Here is a 21,579-nt window from a genome sequence, read left to right on the forward strand (position 1 = left end):
ATATAATCAGTAGGTACGCCTGAATGGCCCAGCTGTCTCAGCATGGCCGTCACGTTCCCTCTGTGATAAGTGCCGTGATTGACGACATGCAGGATGGTGTCTGCATAGGTTGATTCCAGTGTACCGAGTTTCGGATGCTGCATTGAGAAGGTCTGTTCTAAGTCCGTCTGGCGGCTGAAGAAATCATGATACTGTAATTCCAACTCGGAAGTGTGCTGTTTAATCGCTGTCATTTTGACATGCGCGGACTCGAATTTGCCTGCGCCGTCTATAATCTCTTGGTAGGCCACTCCCGAAAGAACGTTCAGCCAAATGTAGTCAGCCCTGCACATATGAAGCAGCACGCCGCTGATAGAAGGGAATACGCTCTTTACTTCTTGATAAGCCGTTTCCTCCGGCAGGTTTTCGATATGGTTCAATATTCGCTTGTTCGCCCAGCAATGGTAGTCATAAAGCTGTTTTGCATCAGTCATCAGCATTGCCTCCTTTTCTAATAAATTCGCTGTTTCAATTGTTATTCCTTCAATTGCTGAAGAGCAATGCCCCGAAATATCCTGCTGCTGCCCACATTACCACTGCAGAGCATTTGTTTACGATCAGCATAAGCCTGCCGCTCGTATCTATTGACTGAAACAGCCGGCCCGCTATTGCAAGACTGATAAACCAAATCCAAGACACAGCGATGCAGCCAGCCATAAAGAGCCATTTCTCAAGCCCCGAATATTGAAGAGAGCTCGTGCCGATGACGCCAATCGTGTCCAGAATGGCGTGCGGGTTTAAAAGAGAAACAGCGGCAGCAAATGCAGCTTGTTTTTTCGCTGTGAACCTGTTTTTCTCTGTTTGGTTTTCTTTCGGTCGGCTGTTCCAAGTCACCCAGCCCATATAGAGGAGAAACAAAAATCCGCCGGCCATCATCACGCTCTCAAACACAGGCAGCTCTTGCACAATGACGGATACACCTGCTACGGCTAATACAATGAGCAGGGTATCGCAGACAGAAGCGCTGATGACGGCGGGGAGTGCCAGCCAAATATGCCTTTGCCATGCTCCTTGCTGAAAAATAAACACATTCTGCGCCCCCAGCGGCAAAAATGAAGCCAAAGCCAAGCAGAATTCCGTGAATATTGCATTCAGGCTGAGCAAGTTCTCTGTAATACAAAAAAGGATCTACTCTTTAAGTGTAAATCCTTTTTAGTTGATAGATTTGTTAAATCATAATATCTTGACTTTTCCCGACAAAAAAACAGCTTTATATATCTTTACTAATACACCTCATAGTTTAAATACAATCCTTCTGCTATTAATAAAAAAGTAAAATCATTCTTCATTAATTTTAAATTTGGATTGGAAAGCGATTATCGGATCATTAAGCCGAATCATTGTCACTGAAATAGATTGCGAAACCAGAGTACTCCTCCGATTTTTATAGATTGAAAAAAATAATATATGCAGTTATTATTTATTTGCCAAATTTTTCGATGGCCTGCTTTAATTCAATGTGAGTCTCAGCATATTCATTAAGGGATACACCAGAAACTGCTGCTTCCCACGCTTGAATCATGCTTTTAACACCTGCTTTCGAGCCACCTGGATGCCCAATGATGCCCCCACCTGCTAAATGCATGACATCAATTGTTTCCATTGATTCATAGGAAATGGGTGCAGTTCCTGCCCATTGGCCGGAAGACAATACGGGCATCACGGTATAACCGCCAAACATTGGGGTTATACAATCTTTTACCGATTTGATAACGGACTCATTAGACTCATAGAACTTGCTGTTAATAGCGTTACAATGTAAATGATCGACTCCAACCAGGCGGCATAACTTTTGATAAGCCGTAAATTCCATACCTAACTGCGGACAACGGGTTATAGCTCCCCACTGGTTACGGTGGCCATGAATGGGAACCTCACTAAATTTCCTCAAATGTGCAACACCTGCCAGCCCTACACTATTAATACTGACCATTACGCAGTTTCCACCAGCTTTTAAAACGGTTTCATAATTACGTTCAAGCTGATCCATGTCATCCGTTATATTAAATGCATACATTAACTTTTTACCTGTTTTATCAGCAACCCTCTCGATTTCTTCCATTGCAGCGGTTACACGGTCTTTCAAAGGAGCGTATGGAGGGTTAGCATTTAGTTCATCATCTTTGATAAAGTCTATCCCAGCTAACGCCAAATCTCTTACAACTCCCCGTAGTTCATCTGGTGTTAAACCAATACTAGGCTTAATTATCGTTCCAATAAGGGGACGATTGTACACATTGGCTAATTTTCTCGTTCCTTCAATCCCAAACTTTGGACCGGGATACTTTTCAAAAAAGGCATTTGGAAATTCCAGGTCCATGAGTCTTAATCCACTAACTTCACGAAGTTCATACAAGTTACCTGCTACAGCTGACAATAAATTCGGTATTGAAGGGCCAAAGTTATGTAAAGGGAACGATAACACGACCTTTCCTCGGTGATATGAAATCGATTTATTTGATGCATGAGGCAATTTGGAACCAGGCAAGGTTGGAGAAGAAACCACCTCTAATTCTTCAATCGAAACTACTTTCGCTGCAAAGCGATCCTTAAGCTCTTCTGTTTCTCCAGGAACAGCAATAAACGTACCGGTAGATTGCTCACCTGCCATGACTTTTGCAGCATATTCCAAATCATAGGGCGTCTCAATGTGATACGTTGCAAAAACACGATCTTGGCTCAAATGGTAACACTCCTTAATATTTAGTATTTTAAGGTCATATCATTTAAAGTTTCCGCGTCAGATGAAGTAGCTTCCTTAATCTTCGCAAAAAATTCAGGACTGCCCATCTGCCCACCTTTTAAAGCGATTTCAATACCATTTATAGTTGGATCTGATGAATAGCCACAACACAGTGGAACACCTGGATCAATCGGAAGAATCATTTCCAATGCAAAGATTTTCAATTCTTTTGTCACAAAACCCGAAGTATCTCCTCCAGCAACAATGATTCGGCGAATACTAGTAATTTTCATAATTTCCAAAGTCCATTTACCCAATTGACTGCCGATCAACTCTCCTGATTCTCTTTTCTTTATTCCCATTTCATCAAAGAGTCTGCGGGTTTCAGCAATAGCAGAATCTTCTGATCCACGAGCTGTATATAAAATGACACTTTTACCGTTTTTAATATGTTTAATTACCTTATCCAATAAATCTTTTGGTAGTTCTTCTTTATTAATAATATCTTGTGGAGAAATTTGAATCCCCACGAAACCGGCTTCAATTGCAGAATCGATTTGGTTTTTGGTGATTGGTGAGCAGCTACCAGCTACAACAAGAACTTGATTAACAGCAGAAATTTTTATTTGCTCTTTTTTGTTGCTTGATGCTTGCAATCCTCGTCGCTTCCATTCAGCTGTTAATGCATATTCAACACCTGATGATCCGACTATGAAGCGTAAACCCTCTTGGCTTTTTTCCCACAATAGTCGGCCAACCTTCTGACAATGGCTATTATCCATTCCATCAAAAAGAACGATGTCATTACTTGATGCTAATTTTTGCTCATACACTTCTTTAACATGGCTATAATCACCGGAGAGTTCCACCACATCCATCAAACCAATTTGCTTGGGTGTCTGAAACTGTTTGTTTAAATGAACTCGTAAATCTGATTCGTTCATAGGTGTCATCGGGTGTTTTGACATCGTTGGATGTCGATCCAACCGATAAACGGTATCATACATTCTAGCAAAGTGGTTTCCAAATAGTGTATACCTTCCTAGTGGTGGTGCCGCAACAAAAATCGGCACTGCTTTTTGTTGTTCAGTGTAATCAAGCGCAATTTCAATCGCTTTCCCAATACTGCCAATTTCTGGATTAGAATCAAATGTTGAACATGTTTTATAATGAATCACATCTGTTTTCAACTTAAATAATGACTCGAACATTGGTCGTAATTCTTGTTCCATTTCATTAGGATTTTTAGCCCGGCTAGTTCCTGGAATCCCAATACATTGAACGCCAATGAATTTTCCCAACATCTCTGGTGAAGGCATATCTAAAAATAGGATTGTGCGGTAGCCGTTTAAAGCTAACGCTTCCATTGCATCAGTAGAACCGGTAAAATCATCCCCGTAAAAAGCAAGCAATAGATTTTTTTCGGTCATTCTCAACCTTCCTTTCTATCCTTCTTTATCTGGTTCTTCAAGTAGATTTTTGTTTAAATAGACGGCAACTTTCACTTGACAATGTGAATTGTTTCGTATTGTAACAATAGAAAGATTAAGAGGCAATTTATCATCTAAAATTTAAAATGTTTGATTTTTTTCACTCGGTGTATTGTCTGAATTCCTATTCTTAATCCATTTCATCCACAACTTAAGAGACATTTGTATACCGTAAATTCCAGTATAAAGATCCTTTTTTTCTAGTGCCTCAATAAGAATTCTATGATTTTCAATTGTCGTTTTCTTGTCCTCACCCTTTATTTGGCCAATAGCGTAGTTTTCTAAGATCATTGGCGAAAAAATTTCAAATGCAAACAAATATATCTCTGCCATTAACTTATTTTTAGTTGAAGCAGCTAATGCTTTATGAAATCTCAAGTCTAATTCATGAATGAGTTTATAATCATCTGGATAGGTTTCAATGCATTCCAAAAAAGAATTATGAATTGTCTTTAAACCTTGTATATCTTCCTTAGTAGCGTACGTAATAGCTAATTTTACTACTGCTACTTCTATCTGCTCACGGAACTCAACTAATTCTTTAAGTTGCATATTATTTAAGATTATTTTAAACAATAGAGATTGAGAAAAAGATATAGCTTCCGGTTCTGAAATATACGTACCATCTCCTCTTCGTATCTGGATAATATTAATAGCTTCCAAGATCTTTAATGCTTCTCGAACTGAACTTCTACTAACATCTAAAATTTCACTTAATTCACTTTCAGTAGGAATCTTATCATTAGGCTTTAACTCTTTATAAATGATCTTATGCTTAATGTAGTCCGTTACTTGATCTACAGCTGTTTTTGTTTTTTCTTTATTAACTGCAGCTGACATAATTAAATCCATTTCGTTATCCATTTTCTTATTCACCTTTATTATTTTTAATTTTGGTTCTTACAAGTATTATATAGTTAAATTAGCTGCAATTTTGGGTTCAAGCATTTACATTCCAATATTTCCAACATTCTGTACCTTTCTTTTCTCAACTCGTTTTGCATACCAAACGGTTAGTACAGGGGATAATATCGCTGTAACGATAACAGCCGCTGATACTTGAAGTGTGGCGCTCACAGCAACTTCATTATAGATAGGATTAACAGCTGCAAGGGATAATGGTACGGCAGCTGCATTCCCCGCGGTGTTTGAAGCCGCCAAACCTCCCACACCGTCTCCACCTGTAATTCGATCTAGTATAAATAGAGCAACTCCAGTAATTATAACAACAGCTATACCTAAAAAAATGCCAGATAAGCCTGCCTTCACTACATTGGTTAAATTAATTCCAGCACCAATTGCTAAACCTAAGAGAGGAATAAAGACGTCCTCACCTTTACTTAAGAAATCTCGCATCTTTTCATCTAGATTTCCTAGAATCATTCCCACAAGTAGAGGAAGAAGTGTAAAGACAAATGCGGAAATTGGAAAACTTGCTAATCCAGCAATACCTAATATTAACATAGTAAAGAATGGCCCAGATTCAATTGACATGATGGAGTAAGCAGCTATATCCTCTTTTTTCTTTCCTAATTGCCCCATAAGAGCCATATAAATAGCACCATTTGTATCAGAAAAAGCAGCAACTATTGCTAACGCGGATAGTCCTAAAAATAAGTTGTTTTGATCAGGAAAAATAGATTTAATCAGTAAAGCGATTGCAAAAGTTGTGCCTATTTTGCCAAACCATAAGGCTCCACCTTTTTTCAACACATAACCAGTTGCATTAAATCGTATGGTTGAGCCTAAACATAGATAAAATCCACCTAGTAATGCTGTCGTGCCGGTTAATAGTCCCCCGGTAAAAGAATGTGTAAATGTTTGCGATTCAAATGCTTCTGGAAAGAGTGTGCGAATCAAAGATCCTATAAATAAAGGAACTAGCATTAGGCCTGCAGGAATTTTATCAATTGCCGCTTTTATTTGCATAAATTCAACTCCTGATATTGTTTTAGAATTTGTGCAACTCTAGTTATCAAACAATGTATAGTAACATTGGTGCAATTTATTTCAACGACCCATCCCAGTTACGCAGGGATTTTAAAGCGCTTTCAATATTTGGTCTAATGTTTATTCAGCTTGGTACTGGATGGATCCTCCATATTGATGCTAACTCTTTCTAAATGCTATAATGCGCTATTTTTTGGTGAATTATGTTCTGAATATTATGTTTTTTAGAAACGTTTTTGATCCTTTAAGAACATAATTTTTCCAGCACCTTTATTTACCTGTTCAAATGCTTCATCTACTTGTGAAAATGAATAACGATGTGTTACAACTTCAAGTATATTAATTTTTTTTGACTCAACTAAGGATGACAATTTCCACCATGTTTCCCAAATACGTCTTCCAAATAATCCTTTAATTGTAGCACCCTTTAGATTAATGCTTTGTGTTACATTAATTGGAATTGGACCGCCAGGGTGCCCTACAGTGACGACTCTTCCTTCTAAACGAAGGTAATCAAACAACGTTTCATATACTTTTGATGAACCCGTCATTTCAAAAATAAAATCTACACCACCTCTGCCAGGCGTCAGTTCCCTAATAATTGCTGAAAGATCTTCTTTAAGTGAATTAACCCCAATAGCACCAAAACTTTTGGCCATATCCACTCTGTACTGGTCTATATCAACTGCTATAACTCTTGAAGCCCCACATGCCAGCAACATTTTTATAGCCAATAGACCTATAGCTCCACATCCAAAGATGAGGGCTGTATCACCAGGCTGAATTTGGGATTCTTCCACTGCTCGCATAGCTACACCGGCTGGCTCAAAGAGGGCACCTTCTTCGAAGGATACAGAGTCAGGTAATTTAAATGCTACACTTGCCGGAGCAATTGCATAGTCTGCAAAACAGCCGTCACAACTCGTTCCATAAATACCCATATTCATACAATTATGAGCATTGCCTGTTTGACACTGAAAACACTCTTCACAAGGAATATGAGTTTCCAAAGCTACTCTGTCACCAATCTTTCTATTCTTAACTTCACTACCCACCTCAATGATCGTCCCGGAACACTCATGACCAACAATAAAAGGAAACTTCACATTAAATTTTGACGCAAAATCCTTAGCGGATTGCCCCCATTTATAGTAACTTATATCCGTTCCACATATAGCTGCTGCTTCTACTTCAATTAAAACCTCATGAGGTTTTGGTCTAGGTTCCTCCACTTCTATATAAGAGAAACCATAATTTTCCTCTGTTTTTACAACCGCTTTCATTTTAGAGTGCCTCCTTAGGTAGACGCTTTTATTATTCAGGGCTGGTGTTTTATACCACCATATATTTGTGATAAACCATCTGACTTATAGGCAATATTGATTTTGTTTAGATCAATTTGGTTACAATACCTTAACTCGTAAGTATGCAAGCTAATCTACTCTACTCTCCTTTCAAATTTGTATGATGTTTAACCTGGGCGAATAGATTGGAATTAGTCATATGAAATCCAATTTACTTGCCAGATCTTGAATAATCATCCGATGATTAACTTTGAATCAAGTGTATAATAACAAGGTAAAATCAGTCAATAATAATTTTTTCTTGTTTTAAGTACCTAAACAACTAAGTGATAAATAACTGTTTTGTGAAATTCATCTGATGTTTACGACAGAGGGTTGTTAAAGTTACTTTTGATGTTTTGCTTCTATTCATCTGATGTTTAAATACTAAATGAAACTCCAAATGATTTAATTCAGTAACAGATGAAGGAGCGGCTTTATAAGCCTCACCTTCGGCTTTAATTGAAAACACGTGCAAATGAAATTCATATTGTTACACTGTACACTTATGTTTTTCTGAACCCCTCTGAGTCCGTTATCCTATTAAAAAGCCTAACATTCTATAAAGAAAAGAGATCTTTAGCTGAGTTCAATCAGCGGGGATGCGGCTTCGCGGCTTGCCGATGGATGAAGCAGGAATCGAAGCGGCGCTTGTTTCTCCTTATCGAAAACAATACGGAGGACAGCTGCTGTACACGATTCCGTCATTTCTTAATCCGACAGGCGCTGTCACTTCAGAGCAGCGAAGAAAAGAGATCATCAGCCTGTCAAAAAAAGAGCGGCTGCCGATCATTGAGGATGATGCGTACGGTGATTTATGGTTTGAAGAAAAACCGCCGCAGCCGTTAAAAGCAATGGATCAAGAAGGCAATATTCTGTATCTGGGCACTTTTTCAAAAACAGTGAGTCCCGGCCTTCGAATTGGCTGGCTGGCCGGACCGGAGCCGGTCATTGAAAGGCTGGCCGACATTAAAATGCAGACAGACTACGGATCGAGCGGCCTGTCTCAGTGGACGGCTGCCGAATGGCTGTCACAGGGATATTATGAAGAGCATCTGACATGGATACGCAGGGAGCTAAAACAAAGGAGAGACGCGGCGCTTCGTTTTCTTGAGCAGTATGCAGGGGACATCGCGACGTGGACAACTCCCGCCGGAGGCTTTTATATTTGGGTGACATTTCATAGATCCCTGCCTGTCGCCCGTTTCTTTCATGAATTGCTGAAACAGCAGGTGCTGGTGAATCCCGGTTCCATTTATGACGGTGAAGATCGAAACAGCATCAGGCTGTCATATTCCTATGCAACTCTTGCCGATTTGGAAACAGGCATTAGAGCGGCAGCTGATACAGCCCGCCGCCTGATGTCCTAAGCGTTTGTTATACAATGACAGCTCCCAGCGTCCTGGCGAAAGCAATCGCGTGCTCCGGCGCGATTTTGCAGCCTTTCAATTTGTCGAGGGAGACGTGAAGCTGTTCAAACCGGCATGTGCTGAGATCCATGTTTTGAAGGGACGTGCCAAAAAAGCTGGCGCCTTCCAGTTCGCACGCGTCAAAGTGTGTCTGCTGGAGCGCCATATTGCTGTATACTCACTTTGCACCAGTGTACAACGGTCAAATCGAACTTGTCTCATATTTGAGTATGAAAATGAGCTGAAATGTCCGTGGCATTCCTCGAATGAAACATTCCGAAGCGTTGACTCCGCTGCATTCATTCCAACCATTTTTGATTGCTTTACGGAGGTTCTGTGTACGACAGCCCCGCTGAAATCGGCGTTTGACAAATCACACTTTTCGAAGATCACATCGGTCAGTTCAATATGCCGAAAAGACACGTCAATAAACACGACATTTCTGAATATTGTTTTTTCAACACAAAGTCGTTCGATATCTTCGCCGCAGATTGTACAATCTTCAAACAAATGCATGCTGATGACCTCATCCTGCGCAGCGGTTTCATGAAAATCTGCGGTTTGCAGGTTTTCCGGTATGTGCGGTTTTTGAATCACTGTTTTATTCATGTGGTGACATCCTTTACTGCCCGAAAAACGAGGCGCCTTCGGGATCAATTTAATAGATTGTTATGGGAATTGATACATATAGTAAATCGTGAAGAGCCTTTTCTTGGTACAGCAACCTGCTTGTTTTGTAAGCATAAATGGAAAGATTCCTGTACGTCAAGGCGTTTACAGGCCGGGAAAGAAAAGGGAACAGGAGGAATGCGGAATGGGGCATTACGTCAAGACAGAGGAGCATGTGACACTGTTTGTAGAGGATATTGGGCATGGAAGGCCGATCATCTTTTTGCACGGGTGGCCGCTGAATCATAAGATGTTTGAATATCAAATGAATGAGCTTCCGAAAAGAGGATTCCGTTTTATCGGCGTTGATTTACGTGGATATGGGCAATCTGACCGCCCGTGGGAAGGCTACGACTATGACACGATGGCCGATGATGTCAAAGCTGTTATTTATACGCTGCAGCTTGAGAATGCGGTCCTTGCCGGTTTTTCGATGGGCGGCGCAATTGCAATCCGTTACATGGCAAGACATGAGGGAGCCGATATCAGTAAGCTGATTTTGCTGTCTGCAGCGGCGCCCGCATTTACAAAACGTCCGGGATATCCGTACGGGATGAGGAAGCAGGATATTGACGACATGATTGAACAATTCAAAAGTGATCGGCCAAAAACGCTTGCTGATTTAGGAAAACAGTTTTTTGAGAAAAAAGTGTCTCCAGAGCTCAGACAGTGGTTTCTCAATCTGATGCTGGAGGCTTCTTCCTATGGGACGATCCACTCCGGCATTGCACTAAGAGATGAGGATCTCAGAAAGGATCTTGCGGCAATTAAGGTGCCGGCACTGATTCTGCACGGCGGAAAGGATAAAATTGCGCCGTTTGATTTTGCGAGGGAATTGAAGCGCGGCATCAAACAGTCGGAATTGGTTCCGTTTGTAAACAGCGGGCACGGAGCTTTTTATGAAGAAAAAGAGAAGATCAACCGTTTGATTGCGCAGTTTGCCGGCTCATAAGAAAAAACCCGATATGAATCGGGTTTTTATATGATTCCTTTGTTTTGCAGTTCTGTAATGATCAGATCAGCTCCATCGGAAATAGATGTCTGGTCTGTTTCAATGATGAAATCGGGTGAAAGCGGCGCTTCATACGGAGAATCGATCCCGGTAAAATGCTTGATCTCTCCGTTCCGCGCTTTTTTATAAAGGCCTTTCGGATCGCGCTGTTCGCACACATGCAGCGGACACTTCACATAAATTTCGAAGAACTCTCCTTCAGGAAAGAGCGCTCTGACCATGTCCCGATCCTCTCTGAATGGAGAAATAAAAGCCGTTAAAATCATTTGCCCGCTGTCGACAAACAGCTTCGCCACTTCACCAATCCGGCGGATGTTTTCAATCCTGTCGTCAGTCTGAAATCCAAGATCTTTGTTTAAGCCATGGCGGATATTATCGCCGTCAAGCACATAGCTCTGAATGCCCATGTGGTAAAGCTTTTCATCAACAGCATTGGCCAGCACCGACTTTCCTGAGCCGGACAGCCCGGTAAACCAGAGGGCGCAGCTTTTGTGTCCGTTTAAGGACTGTCTGTCAGACTTTGAGATTGCAGCGGGATGCCAAACGATGTTCCGATTGTGACTCATTGCAATCCCCTGCTGTTTTGCTCGATGGCAACGGGCTGTTGATGAAGACCCTTGATTAGTACGTTTGCGACCTCAGGCCGGCTGAATTCTTTTGGCGGCTTTTTGCCGTGGCGGAGAAGTTCTCTCACTTTTGTGCCTGATAAGTGGATGTGGTCTCTCGGGCTGTGGGGGCAGGTTTTCGAGGTGCCCATGTTTCCGCATTTTCGGCAGTAAAAGCTGTGCTCGAAAAACAGCGGCTTGATGCCCAGCTCCTCTTCTGTGAATGATTGAAAAATATTTTGTGCGTCGTACGTTCCGTAATAGCTGCCGACACCTGCGTGATCACGGCCTACAATAAAATGGGTGCAGCCGTAGTTTTTGCGGACGAGCGCATGGAAAATCGCTTCCCGCGGACCTGCATACCGCATGGCGGCAGGGAAAACCGATAACATAACCCGATCCTTTGGATAATAATGATCAAGCAACACCTGGTAACTTTCCATTCTGATATCGCTCGGAATATCATCTGATTTCGTTTCACCGACAAGCGGGTGAAGCAGCAGACCGTCGACCGTTTCTAACGCTGTTTTTTGAATGTATTCATGCGCTCTGTGAACAGGATTCCTTGTTTGAAAACCGACAATCGTTTTCCAGCCGAGTTCTTTAAAGGCCGCCCTTGTTTCTGCGGGCGCTGCGTAAAACTGTTCGAAGGATTTGTCGGGAAGGCGGCTGACAGTGATTGGCCCGCCGATATAGTAATCCGGGCGCGCCAGCAATTTTTTTACGCCTGGGTGGGCTGAGTCGTTTGTTTTATAAACAGACAGTGCTTCTTGTGTTTTATCGGGCTGGTAAATATCAGTGACTGTCATCACGCCGTAGGTGACGCCGTTTTTCACAAGCTTGACGCGATCTCCGGCAGACAGCAGTTTTGCTGTTTCTTCTCCGACAGGCAGCGTAATCGGCAGGCTCCATGGCAAGCCGTTGTCCAGCCGCATCTCTTTCACAACAGAATGATAATCTTTTTCTCCCAAAAAACCAGTTAACGGGCTGTAGCCGCCGATCGCGATAAGTTCAAGGTCGCTCAGTGCAAGCTGATCCAGCTCCGCTTCGCACATGCACCCTTCAAAATGGCATGCGGGATCGCAGCGGTTGATTAACACCCCTCCATGGGGCTCGTTTCCATACAACGCGTTCAACCTCCATTTTTATGTGTCCTTTGTTAGCTTTTCTGCGCTGGCTGAAAGCTTTAAAGCAGCGCCCCATCATCATTTCGTTCCCTGGCATGGATGCCGGACATTAATCCTGATGCAGGCCGCATTCTGTTTTCTCCCGTCCGGCCCATCTTCCGGCCCTCTCATCGTTTGGATCTGAGGATGGCAACGTGCACATTTCACAGCCTATGCTCGGGTAATGTTGATCGTGCAGTTTGTTATAAGGCAAATTGTGAAGGCGGATATACGTCCAAACGTCATCCCATGTCCAGTGGATGAGCGGGCAAATTTTAATGAGCTGAAATTTCTGATCCAAATTCACGTATTGAATATGCTTTCTCGTAGGAGACTGCTCCCGGCGCAGCCCTGAAATCCAAGCTGTCATGCCGGACAGGTGTTTTCTCAGCGGCTCGATTTTCCGCAACTGGCAGCAGAGGTTCGGGTTATGCTTCCACAGCTCTCCGCCGTATTGCGTCTCCTGCTCTTTTAAGCTGAGCTCGGGTTCGAGCAGCTGGATTGTAAATGACGGATATCGCTCCTTGACAGTCTCGATCAGCTCATATGTTTCCTGAAAATGCAGCCCTGTATCCAAAAAGATGATGTGCGCGTTCTTGTTGATTTTTGATATGAGGTCGAGAAGCACCATCCCTTCTGCGCCAAAGCTGCATGCGTACACTATTTTATCCCCGTACGTTCGGTAAGCCCATTTCAACACATCGAGCTCATCGATCAATTGATCCATTATCTGTTCGGACAGCGTGTTGTTCCATGTGTCATATGTGATGATTTGTTCGTTCAAGATTTTCCCCCCGTTTGCATCTGTCTGTTTTCTTATCTATTGATCGAGTTATAGGCAGACTATTCATTTTTTACATAAACGTTCAGGGTTTTTAGGTGTGGCGCCGCCTAAAATAAGGGGCCGGAACCATTAAGAGACCGGCTGAATATGCTTTTAAGCAAAATGGTTTTTATGCCCAAGGAGAGATAGTATGCCGATTACCATTTATCAGGGGCATCATCATTCGCTTGCCCCGGCGGATATTAACATCGTCATTGATGTCATCAGAGCCTTTACGGTCGCCCATTATGCGTTTATCGGCGGGGCGAAAGAGATTTTATTAGCCCGAACAGCAGAAGAAGCCTTTGCGCTGAAAAAAACGTATCCGGATTATGTGTTGACGGGAGAGGAAAAGGGGGTCGGTATCAGCGGGTTTGATTTGGATAATTCGCCAAAACGCATGGCAGAGCAGGATATGGAGGATAAACGCCTGATTCAGAAAACAACAAACGGCGTCACAGCGGCATTAGGGGCGCTGAACGCCAAGCATCTGTTCGTGACTGGATTTTCCAACGCCAGAACAACAGCTGAGCATGTAAAAACGCTGGCTGCAAAGGATTGTGTTTTGAACATTGTCGCTTCCCATCCATCAGGTGATGACGATATGGCGTGTGCGGAATATATCAAAGGCATCATCGAGGGGACAAACGCGGTAAAGGCTTCGGAGGCGGCTGAAAGAATAAAACGCTCTTCTGTTGCGGAGAAATTTTTTGACCGCCGCCAGCCGTTGTTTGATCCGGAAGACATTGCATATTGTACAAAAGAACAGACAGGCGATTTCGTGATGAAAGTGAAACAGGAAAGAGAAGTTCCAACGATAGAGAGGGTCATAATATGAATGATTTTTCACTAGAATTGCCAGTGAGAACAAGCAAGCCGAGAGAAACTGGGCAGAGCATTTTAATCGATAACGGCTATCCCTTGCAGTTTTTCAAAGATGTGATAGCTGGAGCGTCCGACTATATTGATTTTGTGAAATTCGGCTGGGGCACATCTTTACTTACGAAAGATCTTGAAGAAAAAATCAGCACGCTGAAAGAGCATGACATTAAATTTTTCTTTGGCGGCACATTGTTTGAGAAGTATGTAAGCCAGAAAAAAGTAAATGAATTTCATCGGTACTGCACTTATTTCGGCTGTGAATATATCGAGATTTCAAACGGCACGCTTCCAATGACAAATAAAGAGAAAGCAGCTTATATAGCCGATTTTTCTGATGAATTTCTTGTGCTCAGCGAGGTGGGAAGCAAGGATGCGGAATTATCAAGCCGGCAAAGCTCTGAGGATTGGCTTGAATATATCGTAGAGGATATGGAAGCGGGAGCGGAAAAAGTGATTACAGAGGCAAGGGAAAGCGGGACAGGAGGTATTTGCTCGAGCAGCGGCGATGTCAGGTTTCAAATTGTCGATGACATCCTTTCCTCGGATATTGATATCACCCGGCTGATTTTTGAAGCGCCGAATAAAACGCTCCAGCAAGGGTTCATTCAACGGATCGGGCCGAATGTAAATCTGGCTAATATCCCATTTCAGGATGCGATTGCATTAGAGACGCTGCGTTTAGGACTGCGTTCCGATACCTTTTATTTGTAAAACGCGGCTGCGGGGCTCTCGTCATGAAGAGAGCCTCTGCCTATTATTTTTTATGGCGGTACATAGGCGTGAGATAGGGGAGTGAAGTCAGACGGATGTTATAGATGAAGTCGATGACTCTTGTTGATATCACTTGGCATATCAGGGCTTGAATGACGATGCCCCAAGCGATAATAGACGCGGTTACCATAAAAATGATGCAATTCATAATGAGCAGGATCGTTCCGGGATTCCCGCCGCGGTAAATGGAAATCATCAGAGCAAGGGCCCCGAATCCACCGTTTGAAATTTTGTATTTGTATAAAAGTCCAATGCCGAGTCCCAATAACACTGCGCCGCTGCCTAGATCAAGCCACAGGTTTGATGTGATATCCGGAAAAACCGCATCAAAAATTAATACCGATACAGAGGTGACCGTAATCGAAGCGAGGGTGCCGGTGAATGTTCTCATCTCCAGCCATTTTAAAGCGGTAAAAAGCATCGACACATTTACAGCCCACACGGAAAAACCATGGGGAATTTGAAACAGATAATGCAATAGCACCGCAATACCTGCTGCCCCGCCTGTCGGAATATCATGCGGAAATAAAAACAAGGACATGCCGAGTCCCTGCAGTACGCCGCCTACGATAATCATAAACGTAAGTTTTGCTTTCATCAGCAGTTCAGCCATTAAGTCATTTGCTCCTTTATGAAAAGACTTGTCCGCTGTTTCCATTTTATGAGGCTGTCCATGATTTATGTCTGCAAATAAAAGATGGCCCAGCTTAATATGCTGAGCCATCCCATTTGTAGCAATTAACGATCTCCATATTGATTTCTGTTCCAATGCCTTTTCCTTTCGGGAGATGCACTATTCCTTTTGAAGGCTGAAGGCTGATGAGATCGGTAAAAGGATTTTCCATGACATCCCATTCGATCGGTTCAATTTGATCGTTCTCCATTTTTGACCATGGAGGGAGACAGGCTTGCGCAAATAAAGCGTACAGCCGTGAAAGGGAACCGTCATATGCATGAGCGGATGCTCTGACGCCGAAATAACGGGCGAGCTGGAGGCAGTCCCGAAACTCATCGATTCCGTTGACATGCATGACATCGGGCTGAATGATATCCAAACAGCGCTGTGAAAGGAGATGCGCAAATGGAGCCGCGCCTTTCATATTTTCTCCGCCGGCAACAGGCACAGATAAACGGCTGCGCAGCAAAGCGTAATCCTGCGGATGATCAAAGGGCAAAGGCTCCTCAAACCAGCCGATGTTCGTCCATTCTGAGAAATAGCGTTCCCATTTAAAAGCGGCTGCAGCGTCGTAGCTTTGGTTTGCGTCCAGAATCATCGTAATAGAGCTGCCGGCCGTATGCTGCAACGCATTGATGTGCCGAAGATCTTCCTCGAATGAAGTCCCGCCGATTTTGACTTTGATTTGCTTAAAGTCTTTTTTTAACTGGGCTTCAACGTTGGAAACTGAACGGCTGATCCATTGCGGCTGGTCTGAATATGATTGAAATGAGGCATATACAGGGATCTCTTCTCGAAATCGCCCGCCCCATAGTTCACAAACCGAACAATCCGCAGCTTTGGCCGCAATTTCTGTCAGTGCCATGCTTACAGCAGAGGCCGCCCGCTGGTGCCATTTTTGAATCGTGCGCACCAGGGGCAGGCGGCTGCCGGCCTGTTTTCCTAAAAGATACGGGATAATCCGTTTGGTAAAACCGACATGGAGAGCCGGAAGCCAATCGACGCATTCTCCCCAGCCGTCGATCCCGCTTTCTGTGACAATTCTGATGAGATAGCAAGTTCGATATCGTTTAAACCCGTTTGCATCTCCGTATGCATTTTCTAATTGGTGCAAAAGCGGAAAGGTCTCAACCCGTTCAATTTTCAAACTGGATGCTACCTTTCCTCAGCAGGCTGTAGCCGGTTGCCAGCCATTTTAGATTCTTCTTCTTTTTCTTTTGTTTCTTCTTTGTTTTGATTGACATGGATCAGCATGATCACGAGTATGCCGACAACAAGCGTCAATCCGGCAATACTTAAAAACATGCCGGGTCTGGACCATTCCATCAGGCGTCCGAAAATCGGAGGCCCGATGGCAACCCCTAAGAATCGAACTGATCCGTACAGCGAGGTTACAAATCCACGTCTTTCTTTGCCGACAGCTCCGGTTATAAAGCTGTTTACACAAGGAAGTACAAGGCCTGAACCGATACTGCTCAGGACGAGAACGCTGATAAAGAGCACAAGATTTTCAATGAAAGATAAAGCCGCATAAGATACGGTCATAAACGCCAATCCCAGAACGATCAGCTTTTTCATTAGCGATTGCTTTTGGCCGATTTTGCTTCCGGTTGTATAAGATGTCACACACATGACCAAAAGGGGAATTGCCAAAATCAAGCCTTTTTTAACGCCGTCGGTATCGTATGTTTTTTCTAGGACATCTGAAAGGTAAAAAAGGATGCCGAATAAAGTAAATAAACAAGTTGCCCCTGCTAAATAAGCAGTAAACAGCCATCTGCCCTCATGTTTAAAAACACTTAATAGCCCTTTTGCATATTTTCCAATCGGGGGCGGTTCTTTTTCCTTTTTCTTTTCCTTAATAAAAATCCAAGTCAGCACGATTGAAATGATACAAAACACCGGGAAGGCGAAAAACGCGCCATACCAGACAAGCAGGGCGATTAGCGAGCCAATGATCGGCGAAAGCACTTTCCCCATGCCGTTTGAAGCTTCAACAAGGCCAAGCACCTTGCTTTCCTGGGCGCCTTTAAACAGATCCCCTGACAGCGCCATGGCAATTGGGCCGGTCCCGGCTGCTCCGAGTCCCTGAAGCGCCCGGCCAGCCATAACCCAAGGGTATGCATTGTCAAAAAAACCTGCGGCAAACCCGGCTAACAAACCGCCCGCTCCATATAGAAATAAACAGGGGATAATGATGGCTTTCCGGGAAAAACGGTCTGCGAGATAACCGACAATCGGAATCGCAAACGCCGCAATCAAGGAAAACACTGTGATCACGAGACTGACTTGAAATTGTGATAAATGAAGTTCAGATTTCATTTTTGGCAAAATCGGAATAAGCATTGAGTTTCCTAGGGTTAATATTAAAGGGATTGAACCGATTGCAACAATCGTCATTCCGTTATTTTGTTTTGATGATTCCATCTCAGAGCACACTCCTTTTCTTCTGCTTAGAATGTCCCTGATGGCTCCGTTTATTCAACGATCAGACCGCAAAAAACCGAACAGAAAATACCTGTTCGGTAAAAAAGAGGATTAGCCGAGGGCCTGTGATATTAAAGCATATAAGTGTCCATTTTGGATAGGAAGCTTCTTTTTCTGGTAAAGCATAAGCGGAGGCTCATCGTCTGCTTGAAATCCCATTTCTATCAGGCTGTCATGCAGAGAGGTGTGTTCAGCCGGTATGTCGATTCGCATCGGACTTTGTTTGCCGGCGGCCAGCCTGCTGATTAATCGTGCAGCAACGTCTGATGATGGGGCGACAATGGGGCCGAATTTCAGATTGGCTGGTGTTTGTACAGTTAGGCCGTAGCCAATGAGATGTCCCTTGTTGTTTCTGGCAACGATACATTCCTCTGAATTGGAAATAAGTTGCTGCAGAAGGTTTGATCGGTCTCCGCCAAAGGCTGCCAGATCTGCTGCGGCTATGTCTTGAAAGTCTTGTTCTTTAAAGGAGGCGAGCTCAGCGTTGGGCTGCTTTGCAAAAGGCTGAAAACTGTGACAGCTGTATTTTCGGACTGAACCTGCGTGATGAAAACCAGCTTTTTCATAAAGCGGCAAACCTTCTTTTGTGGCGCAAATCCTGATGGCGGTGCTTTCATCCGTTTTGCTGATACACGCGTTTACCATCCGCCGCCCGAGACCGAGCCGTTTGTATTCTATGTCGACGATGACGAGGCCGATAGAAGCGAGACGGCCAAACAAAAATAAGCCGATACAGGAGATGATCTCACCGCGGATGTTTTGATAACCGAAAAAGCGTCCTTGCCGGACAAGCAGTTTCAGTTCTTGTTCGCCATAATCCGGCCATCCGGCCTGCCTGCAAAGCCGCAATAAGCCGGGGACATGTTCTTCATGAAACTCAAACAGCTCATCCATTACGTTCATCAGATCACCTGCTTGTTCCGATTTTTTTGCACATGACGATATGAGTGCCAATGCCAGGAATCTCAAACGGTTCGCCGCGTTCTTCCCAGCCAAGTTTTGCGTAGTAGCCTTTGACATGTTCTCTTGCATTGCACCAGACCGCCTGCACGCCTCTCTCTGCCAGTTTCTGCTCCGCGTGTTTGATCAGTGTGCTTCCAGCTTTTTGATCGCGATATCCTTCAAGCGTTGCCATGCCTCTCAGCCTGTACGCAGGGGACTCCGTTAATAAAGGCTGATTTTGAGGGGAAAAAGAAGCGATGCTGATTAGCTTCCCTTCATAAAATGCACCGAGATGAAAGGAGCCTTCTGTATGATCCTGTTCATATTTGCATTGTTCGATGGATTGATGGGGACGCAGGACGCGGTGCCGGATGCCGTATGTATCTTCCGCAGAAATGGTTTTAACTTCGAGCATGATGTTCCTCCTTATAAACTGATTTTCTTTATCGTAACACGAATTACGCTGAAAAAGACCGCCCGATTGGCTCAGGCAGTCTTCTAGGCATTAATGCAAATAGATATTTTGGCGCTGCTCATCCTTTTGCTGAATATACGAAGTGAGCTCGGCGGTTAAGTCAGATCTAAGAAAAGGCGTAATCAAGTAGATCCCGTTAAACAGCTCGCATGCCGTATCCAACAGAGAGCGTGCAATCGCAAGGCCTTCCGCTTTTTGTTTCTCTTTATCCTCGCCGGCGAGGGCCATTTTTTCGCGAATAGAGTCAGACAGCTTAATGCCCGGAATTTCATTGTGGATGAATTCAGCATTCCGGCTGCTTGTGAGCGGCATAATGCCGATATAGATCGGTGTCTTCAGATGCTTGGTTTCGTTATGGATATCGACAAGCTGCTGCTCGGAATAAACAGGCTGTGAAACAAAGTAATCCGCGCCGCAATCTATTTTTTTCTCCAGCCGTTTTACGGCTTTATCCAGATGGCGGACGTTAGGATTAAATGCGGCGGCCACTGAGAAATTCGTTTTCTTGCCAAGCGGCTTTCCTGACAGGGACAGCCCTTCATTGAACTGTTTGATCAGCCTGATTAAATCAAAGGATGTTAAATCATACACAGACGTTGCACCCGGAAAATCCCCGATTTTAGATGGGTCACCCGTAATGGCCAGCACATCATTCAGCCCTAATGTATCCAGGCCCATTAAATGTGACTGCAAGCCGATAATGTTTCGGTCCCGGCACGTAATATGGACAAGGGACCGCATATCGAGCTGCTGCTTCACAAGGGCACCGCAGGCGACATTGCTGATCCGCGGGGTCGCCAGAGAATTGTCGGCGAGTGTCAGGGCATCAATTCCCGCTTCCTTTAATTCAGCAGCCGCTGATAGAAATTTGTCAAAGCTCAGTTTTTTCGGCGGGTCTAGTTCTACGATGATGGAGCGTTTTTCCGCCGCGATCTCATTCAATCCGGGCTCCATCCGCTCGTGCTGAACGGAAATGAATTCCTTTTCCCTGGTTTTGACTTCTTTTTCCGTAATCGGAGCAAGTCCGCCAACCGCTTCGGCCATGGCTTTGATGTGATTCGGCGTGGTGCCGCAGCAGCCGCCGATAATCCGTGCGCCTTGCTTGCGGAATTCTGACGCGCTATTTTGAAAATACGTGTCGTCTGTTTCATAGACGAGCCGTCCCTCTTCAAGCGACGGAAGACTGCTGTTTGGATAAACTGATAAGAACACATCATCAAAAATCGGCACTTCGCTGAGCGCTTCAATCATGTGATAAGGGCCAAGGCGGCAGTTAATGCCGACGATATCAGCTCCGAGATCCGCAATCGATCGCAATGCTTCGGAAAGCGGTGTTCCGTCCTGCAGTACACCTTGCTCATGCATCGACACATTCAGCATAATCGGAAGATCAGTCTCTTTCCGCGCGATTTTGAGTACTTCACGTGCTTCTTCCAAATCATAATACGTTTCTAGCAGCAAGCCATCCGGCCCTTCATGCAGCAGCAGGTACAGCTGCTCGCGAAAACTGCGTTTGATCTCGTCAAGGCTGTACGCGTTTTTATTAAACGTGCGGATGCCGCCCATCGTCCCAAGCACGTACGCGTCGCCAGCTGAAGCCCGCGCGATTTTTACTGCCTCTTGATTCATTTTTTTGATGTCATCCTCAAGGCCGTGTCTGGATAATTTAATATAATTGGCGCCGTACGTATTCGTTTGAATAATGTTGGCTCCCGCTTCAACGTACGCTTTATGTATGCGCTGAATTTCCTCCGGCTTCGAGATGTTAAGCTCCTCAAAACACCTGTCAATGCCATAGGAGTAGAGGAGCGTCCCCATGGCGCCATCACCGATTAGCACCTGTTTTTGTAAATCTTCTAAAAGTCCCATTGTCTGCCTCCTTTATTCACATTCAGCAAGGAAAAAAGAGAAATAAAAAAAGTCCTCTTAAGAAGAAGACTTTGTCAGTGATTTTGTCTCTTCTTATCTTCCAAGCTGTTCGAGCTTGCTGGATTTAGCACCTTGGTCATGGCGATTGCCATTACACCGGTTGCTGAAGCTTCGTCGGGCCAGTCCCTCTGCTTCTCTTGATAAGAACGGAAATGAAGTTTTGTGTTCAGGAAATGCCAAGATGCCGGGCCTTTTCCCTTTCTCCAAATTTACCGAAAATAAAGACAA

Annotated in this window: 19 protein-coding genes, 2 pseudogenes and 1 riboswitch; of the genes and pseudogenes, 4 read left to right on the forward strand and 17 right to left on the reverse strand. The window is 44.0% G+C overall.

What is annotated here, in order from left to right:
* From MOB98_RS20245 to MOB98_RS20275, 7 genes are all read right to left on the reverse strand, one after another.
* On the reverse strand, positions 1-473 hold a 473-nt coding region (locus MOB98_RS20245; protein ID WP_268367423.1), incomplete at its 3' end, for a DinB family protein.
* 49 nt (positions 474-522) lie between these two features.
* Positions 523-1,167 (reverse strand): LysE family transporter, encoded by a 645-nt coding sequence (locus MOB98_RS20250; protein ID WP_419901047.1) that lies wholly within the window; start codon positions 1,165-1,167, stop codon positions 523-525.
* Positions 1,168-1,459: 292 nt separating this feature from the next.
* Positions 1,460-2,722 carry a ribulose-bisphosphate carboxylase large subunit family protein gene (locus MOB98_RS20255; protein ID WP_268357947.1) on the reverse strand — a complete coding sequence of 421 codons (1,263 nt, stop codon included), beginning with the start codon at positions 2,720-2,722 and terminating at the stop codon, positions 1,460-1,462.
* A 20-nt stretch (positions 2,723-2,742) separates the two neighbouring features.
* A complete protein-coding gene (locus tag MOB98_RS20260) occupies positions 2,743-4,152 on the reverse strand; it encodes a four-carbon acid sugar kinase family protein (protein ID WP_268357949.1) in 1,410 nt (469 codons plus the stop codon).
* 141 nt (positions 4,153-4,293) lie between these two features.
* Positions 4,294-5,076: a FadR/GntR family transcriptional regulator gene (locus MOB98_RS20265; RefSeq protein ID WP_268357950.1), complete on the reverse strand. Its 783-nt coding sequence runs from the start codon at positions 5,074-5,076 to the stop codon at positions 4,294-4,296.
* Positions 5,077-5,160: 84 nt separating this feature from the next.
* Complete coding sequence (locus tag MOB98_RS20270; protein WP_187955957.1) at positions 5,161-6,141, reverse strand: 2-keto-3-deoxygluconate permease; 981 nt, start codon at positions 6,139-6,141, stop codon at positions 5,161-5,163.
* 245 nt (positions 6,142-6,386) lie between these two features.
* Positions 6,387-7,445 (reverse strand): alcohol dehydrogenase catalytic domain-containing protein, encoded by a 1,059-nt coding sequence (locus MOB98_RS20275; RefSeq protein ID WP_268357951.1) that lies wholly within the window; start codon positions 7,443-7,445, stop codon positions 6,387-6,389.
* 650 nt (positions 7,446-8,095) lie between these two features.
* Between MOB98_RS20275 and MOB98_RS20280 the strand changes: the two are divergent.
* Positions 8,096-8,875 (forward strand): annotated as a pseudogene (locus MOB98_RS20280) (PLP-dependent aminotransferase family protein); the annotation flags it as partial.
* A gap of 7 nt (positions 8,876-8,882) precedes the next feature.
* On the opposite strand, the pseudogene MOB98_RS20285 reads toward MOB98_RS20280, so the two are convergent.
* Positions 8,883-9,523, reverse strand: a pseudogene (locus tag MOB98_RS20285) (pentapeptide repeat-containing protein).
* Between the two features lie 205 nt (positions 9,524-9,728).
* Between MOB98_RS20285 and MOB98_RS20290 the strand changes: the two are divergent.
* Entirely contained in the window at positions 9,729-10,535 is an 807-nt protein-coding gene (locus MOB98_RS20290) for an alpha/beta fold hydrolase (protein WP_268362881.1), read from the forward strand.
* Positions 10,536-10,561: 26 nt separating this feature from the next.
* On the opposite strand, the gene cysC is transcribed toward MOB98_RS20290, so the two are convergent.
* The 3 genes from cysC to MOB98_RS20305 form a co-directional block, all read right to left on the reverse strand.
* Positions 10,562-11,161 carry an adenylyl-sulfate kinase gene (cysC, locus tag MOB98_RS20295; protein WP_268367339.1) on the reverse strand — a complete coding sequence of 200 codons (600 nt, stop codon included), beginning with the start codon at positions 11,159-11,161 and terminating at the stop codon, positions 10,562-10,564.
* Entirely contained in the window at positions 11,158-12,327 is a 1,170-nt protein-coding gene (gene sat, locus MOB98_RS20300; RefSeq protein WP_268367338.1) for a sulfate adenylyltransferase, read from the reverse strand. Before sat ends, cysC begins: the two co-directional genes overlap by 4 nt.
* 109 nt (positions 12,328-12,436) lie before the next feature.
* Positions 12,437-13,093, reverse strand: coding sequence for a phosphoadenylyl-sulfate reductase (locus tag MOB98_RS20305; RefSeq protein ID WP_419900993.1), 657 nt, complete (start codon positions 13,091-13,093; stop codon positions 12,437-12,439).
* Positions 13,094-13,340: 247 nt separating this feature from the next.
* On the opposite strand from MOB98_RS20305, the gene MOB98_RS20310 reads away from it, so the two are divergent.
* Positions 13,341-14,027, forward strand: coding sequence for a 2-phosphosulfolactate phosphatase (locus tag MOB98_RS20310; protein ID WP_268358697.1), 687 nt, complete (start codon positions 13,341-13,343; stop codon positions 14,025-14,027).
* Entirely contained in the window at positions 14,024-14,782 is a 759-nt protein-coding gene (locus MOB98_RS20315) for a phosphosulfolactate synthase (RefSeq protein ID WP_268358698.1), read from the forward strand. The genes MOB98_RS20310 and MOB98_RS20315 overlap by 4 nt, the downstream gene beginning before the upstream one ends.
* A gap of 43 nt (positions 14,783-14,825) precedes the next feature.
* Here the strand turns inward: MOB98_RS20315 and MOB98_RS20320 are convergent, their stop codons facing one another.
* From MOB98_RS20320 to MOB98_RS20345, 6 genes are all read right to left on the reverse strand, one after another.
* Positions 14,826-15,455 carry a YitT family protein gene (locus tag MOB98_RS20320; protein WP_268358721.1) on the reverse strand — a complete coding sequence of 210 codons (630 nt, stop codon included), beginning with the start codon at positions 15,453-15,455 and terminating at the stop codon, positions 14,826-14,828.
* Positions 15,456-15,549: 94 nt separating this feature from the next.
* Complete coding sequence (locus MOB98_RS20325) at positions 15,550-16,665, reverse strand: mandelate racemase/muconate lactonizing enzyme family protein (RefSeq protein WP_268358699.1); 1,116 nt, start codon at positions 16,663-16,665, stop codon at positions 15,550-15,552.
* Positions 16,666-16,673: 8 nt separating this feature from the next.
* Positions 16,674-17,945: an MFS transporter gene (locus MOB98_RS20330; protein WP_268358700.1), complete on the reverse strand. Its 1,272-nt coding sequence runs from the start codon at positions 17,943-17,945 to the stop codon at positions 16,674-16,676.
* A 111-nt stretch (positions 17,946-18,056) separates the two neighbouring features.
* Positions 18,057-18,908 carry a GNAT family N-acetyltransferase gene (locus MOB98_RS20335; protein WP_268367336.1) on the reverse strand — a complete coding sequence of 284 codons (852 nt, stop codon included), beginning with the start codon at positions 18,906-18,908 and terminating at the stop codon, positions 18,057-18,059.
* Positions 18,909-18,912: 4 nt separating this feature from the next.
* A complete protein-coding gene (locus MOB98_RS20340; RefSeq protein WP_268358704.1) occupies positions 18,913-19,362 on the reverse strand; it encodes a GNAT family N-acetyltransferase in 450 nt (149 codons plus the stop codon).
* Positions 19,363-19,452: 90 nt separating this feature from the next.
* Complete coding sequence (locus MOB98_RS20345; RefSeq protein ID WP_268358705.1) at positions 19,453-21,291, reverse strand: bifunctional homocysteine S-methyltransferase/methylenetetrahydrofolate reductase; 1,839 nt, start codon at positions 21,289-21,291, stop codon at positions 19,453-19,455.
* A 90-nt stretch (positions 21,292-21,381) separates the two neighbouring features.
* Positions 21,382-21,498: riboswitch (SAM riboswitch) on the reverse strand.
* Positions 21,499-21,579 lie beyond the last annotated feature (81 nt).

The sequence above is a fragment of the Bacillus sp. N13C7 genome (assembly GCF_026790065.1).
GTDB lineage: Bacteria > Bacillota > Bacilli > Bacillales > Bacillaceae > Bacillus.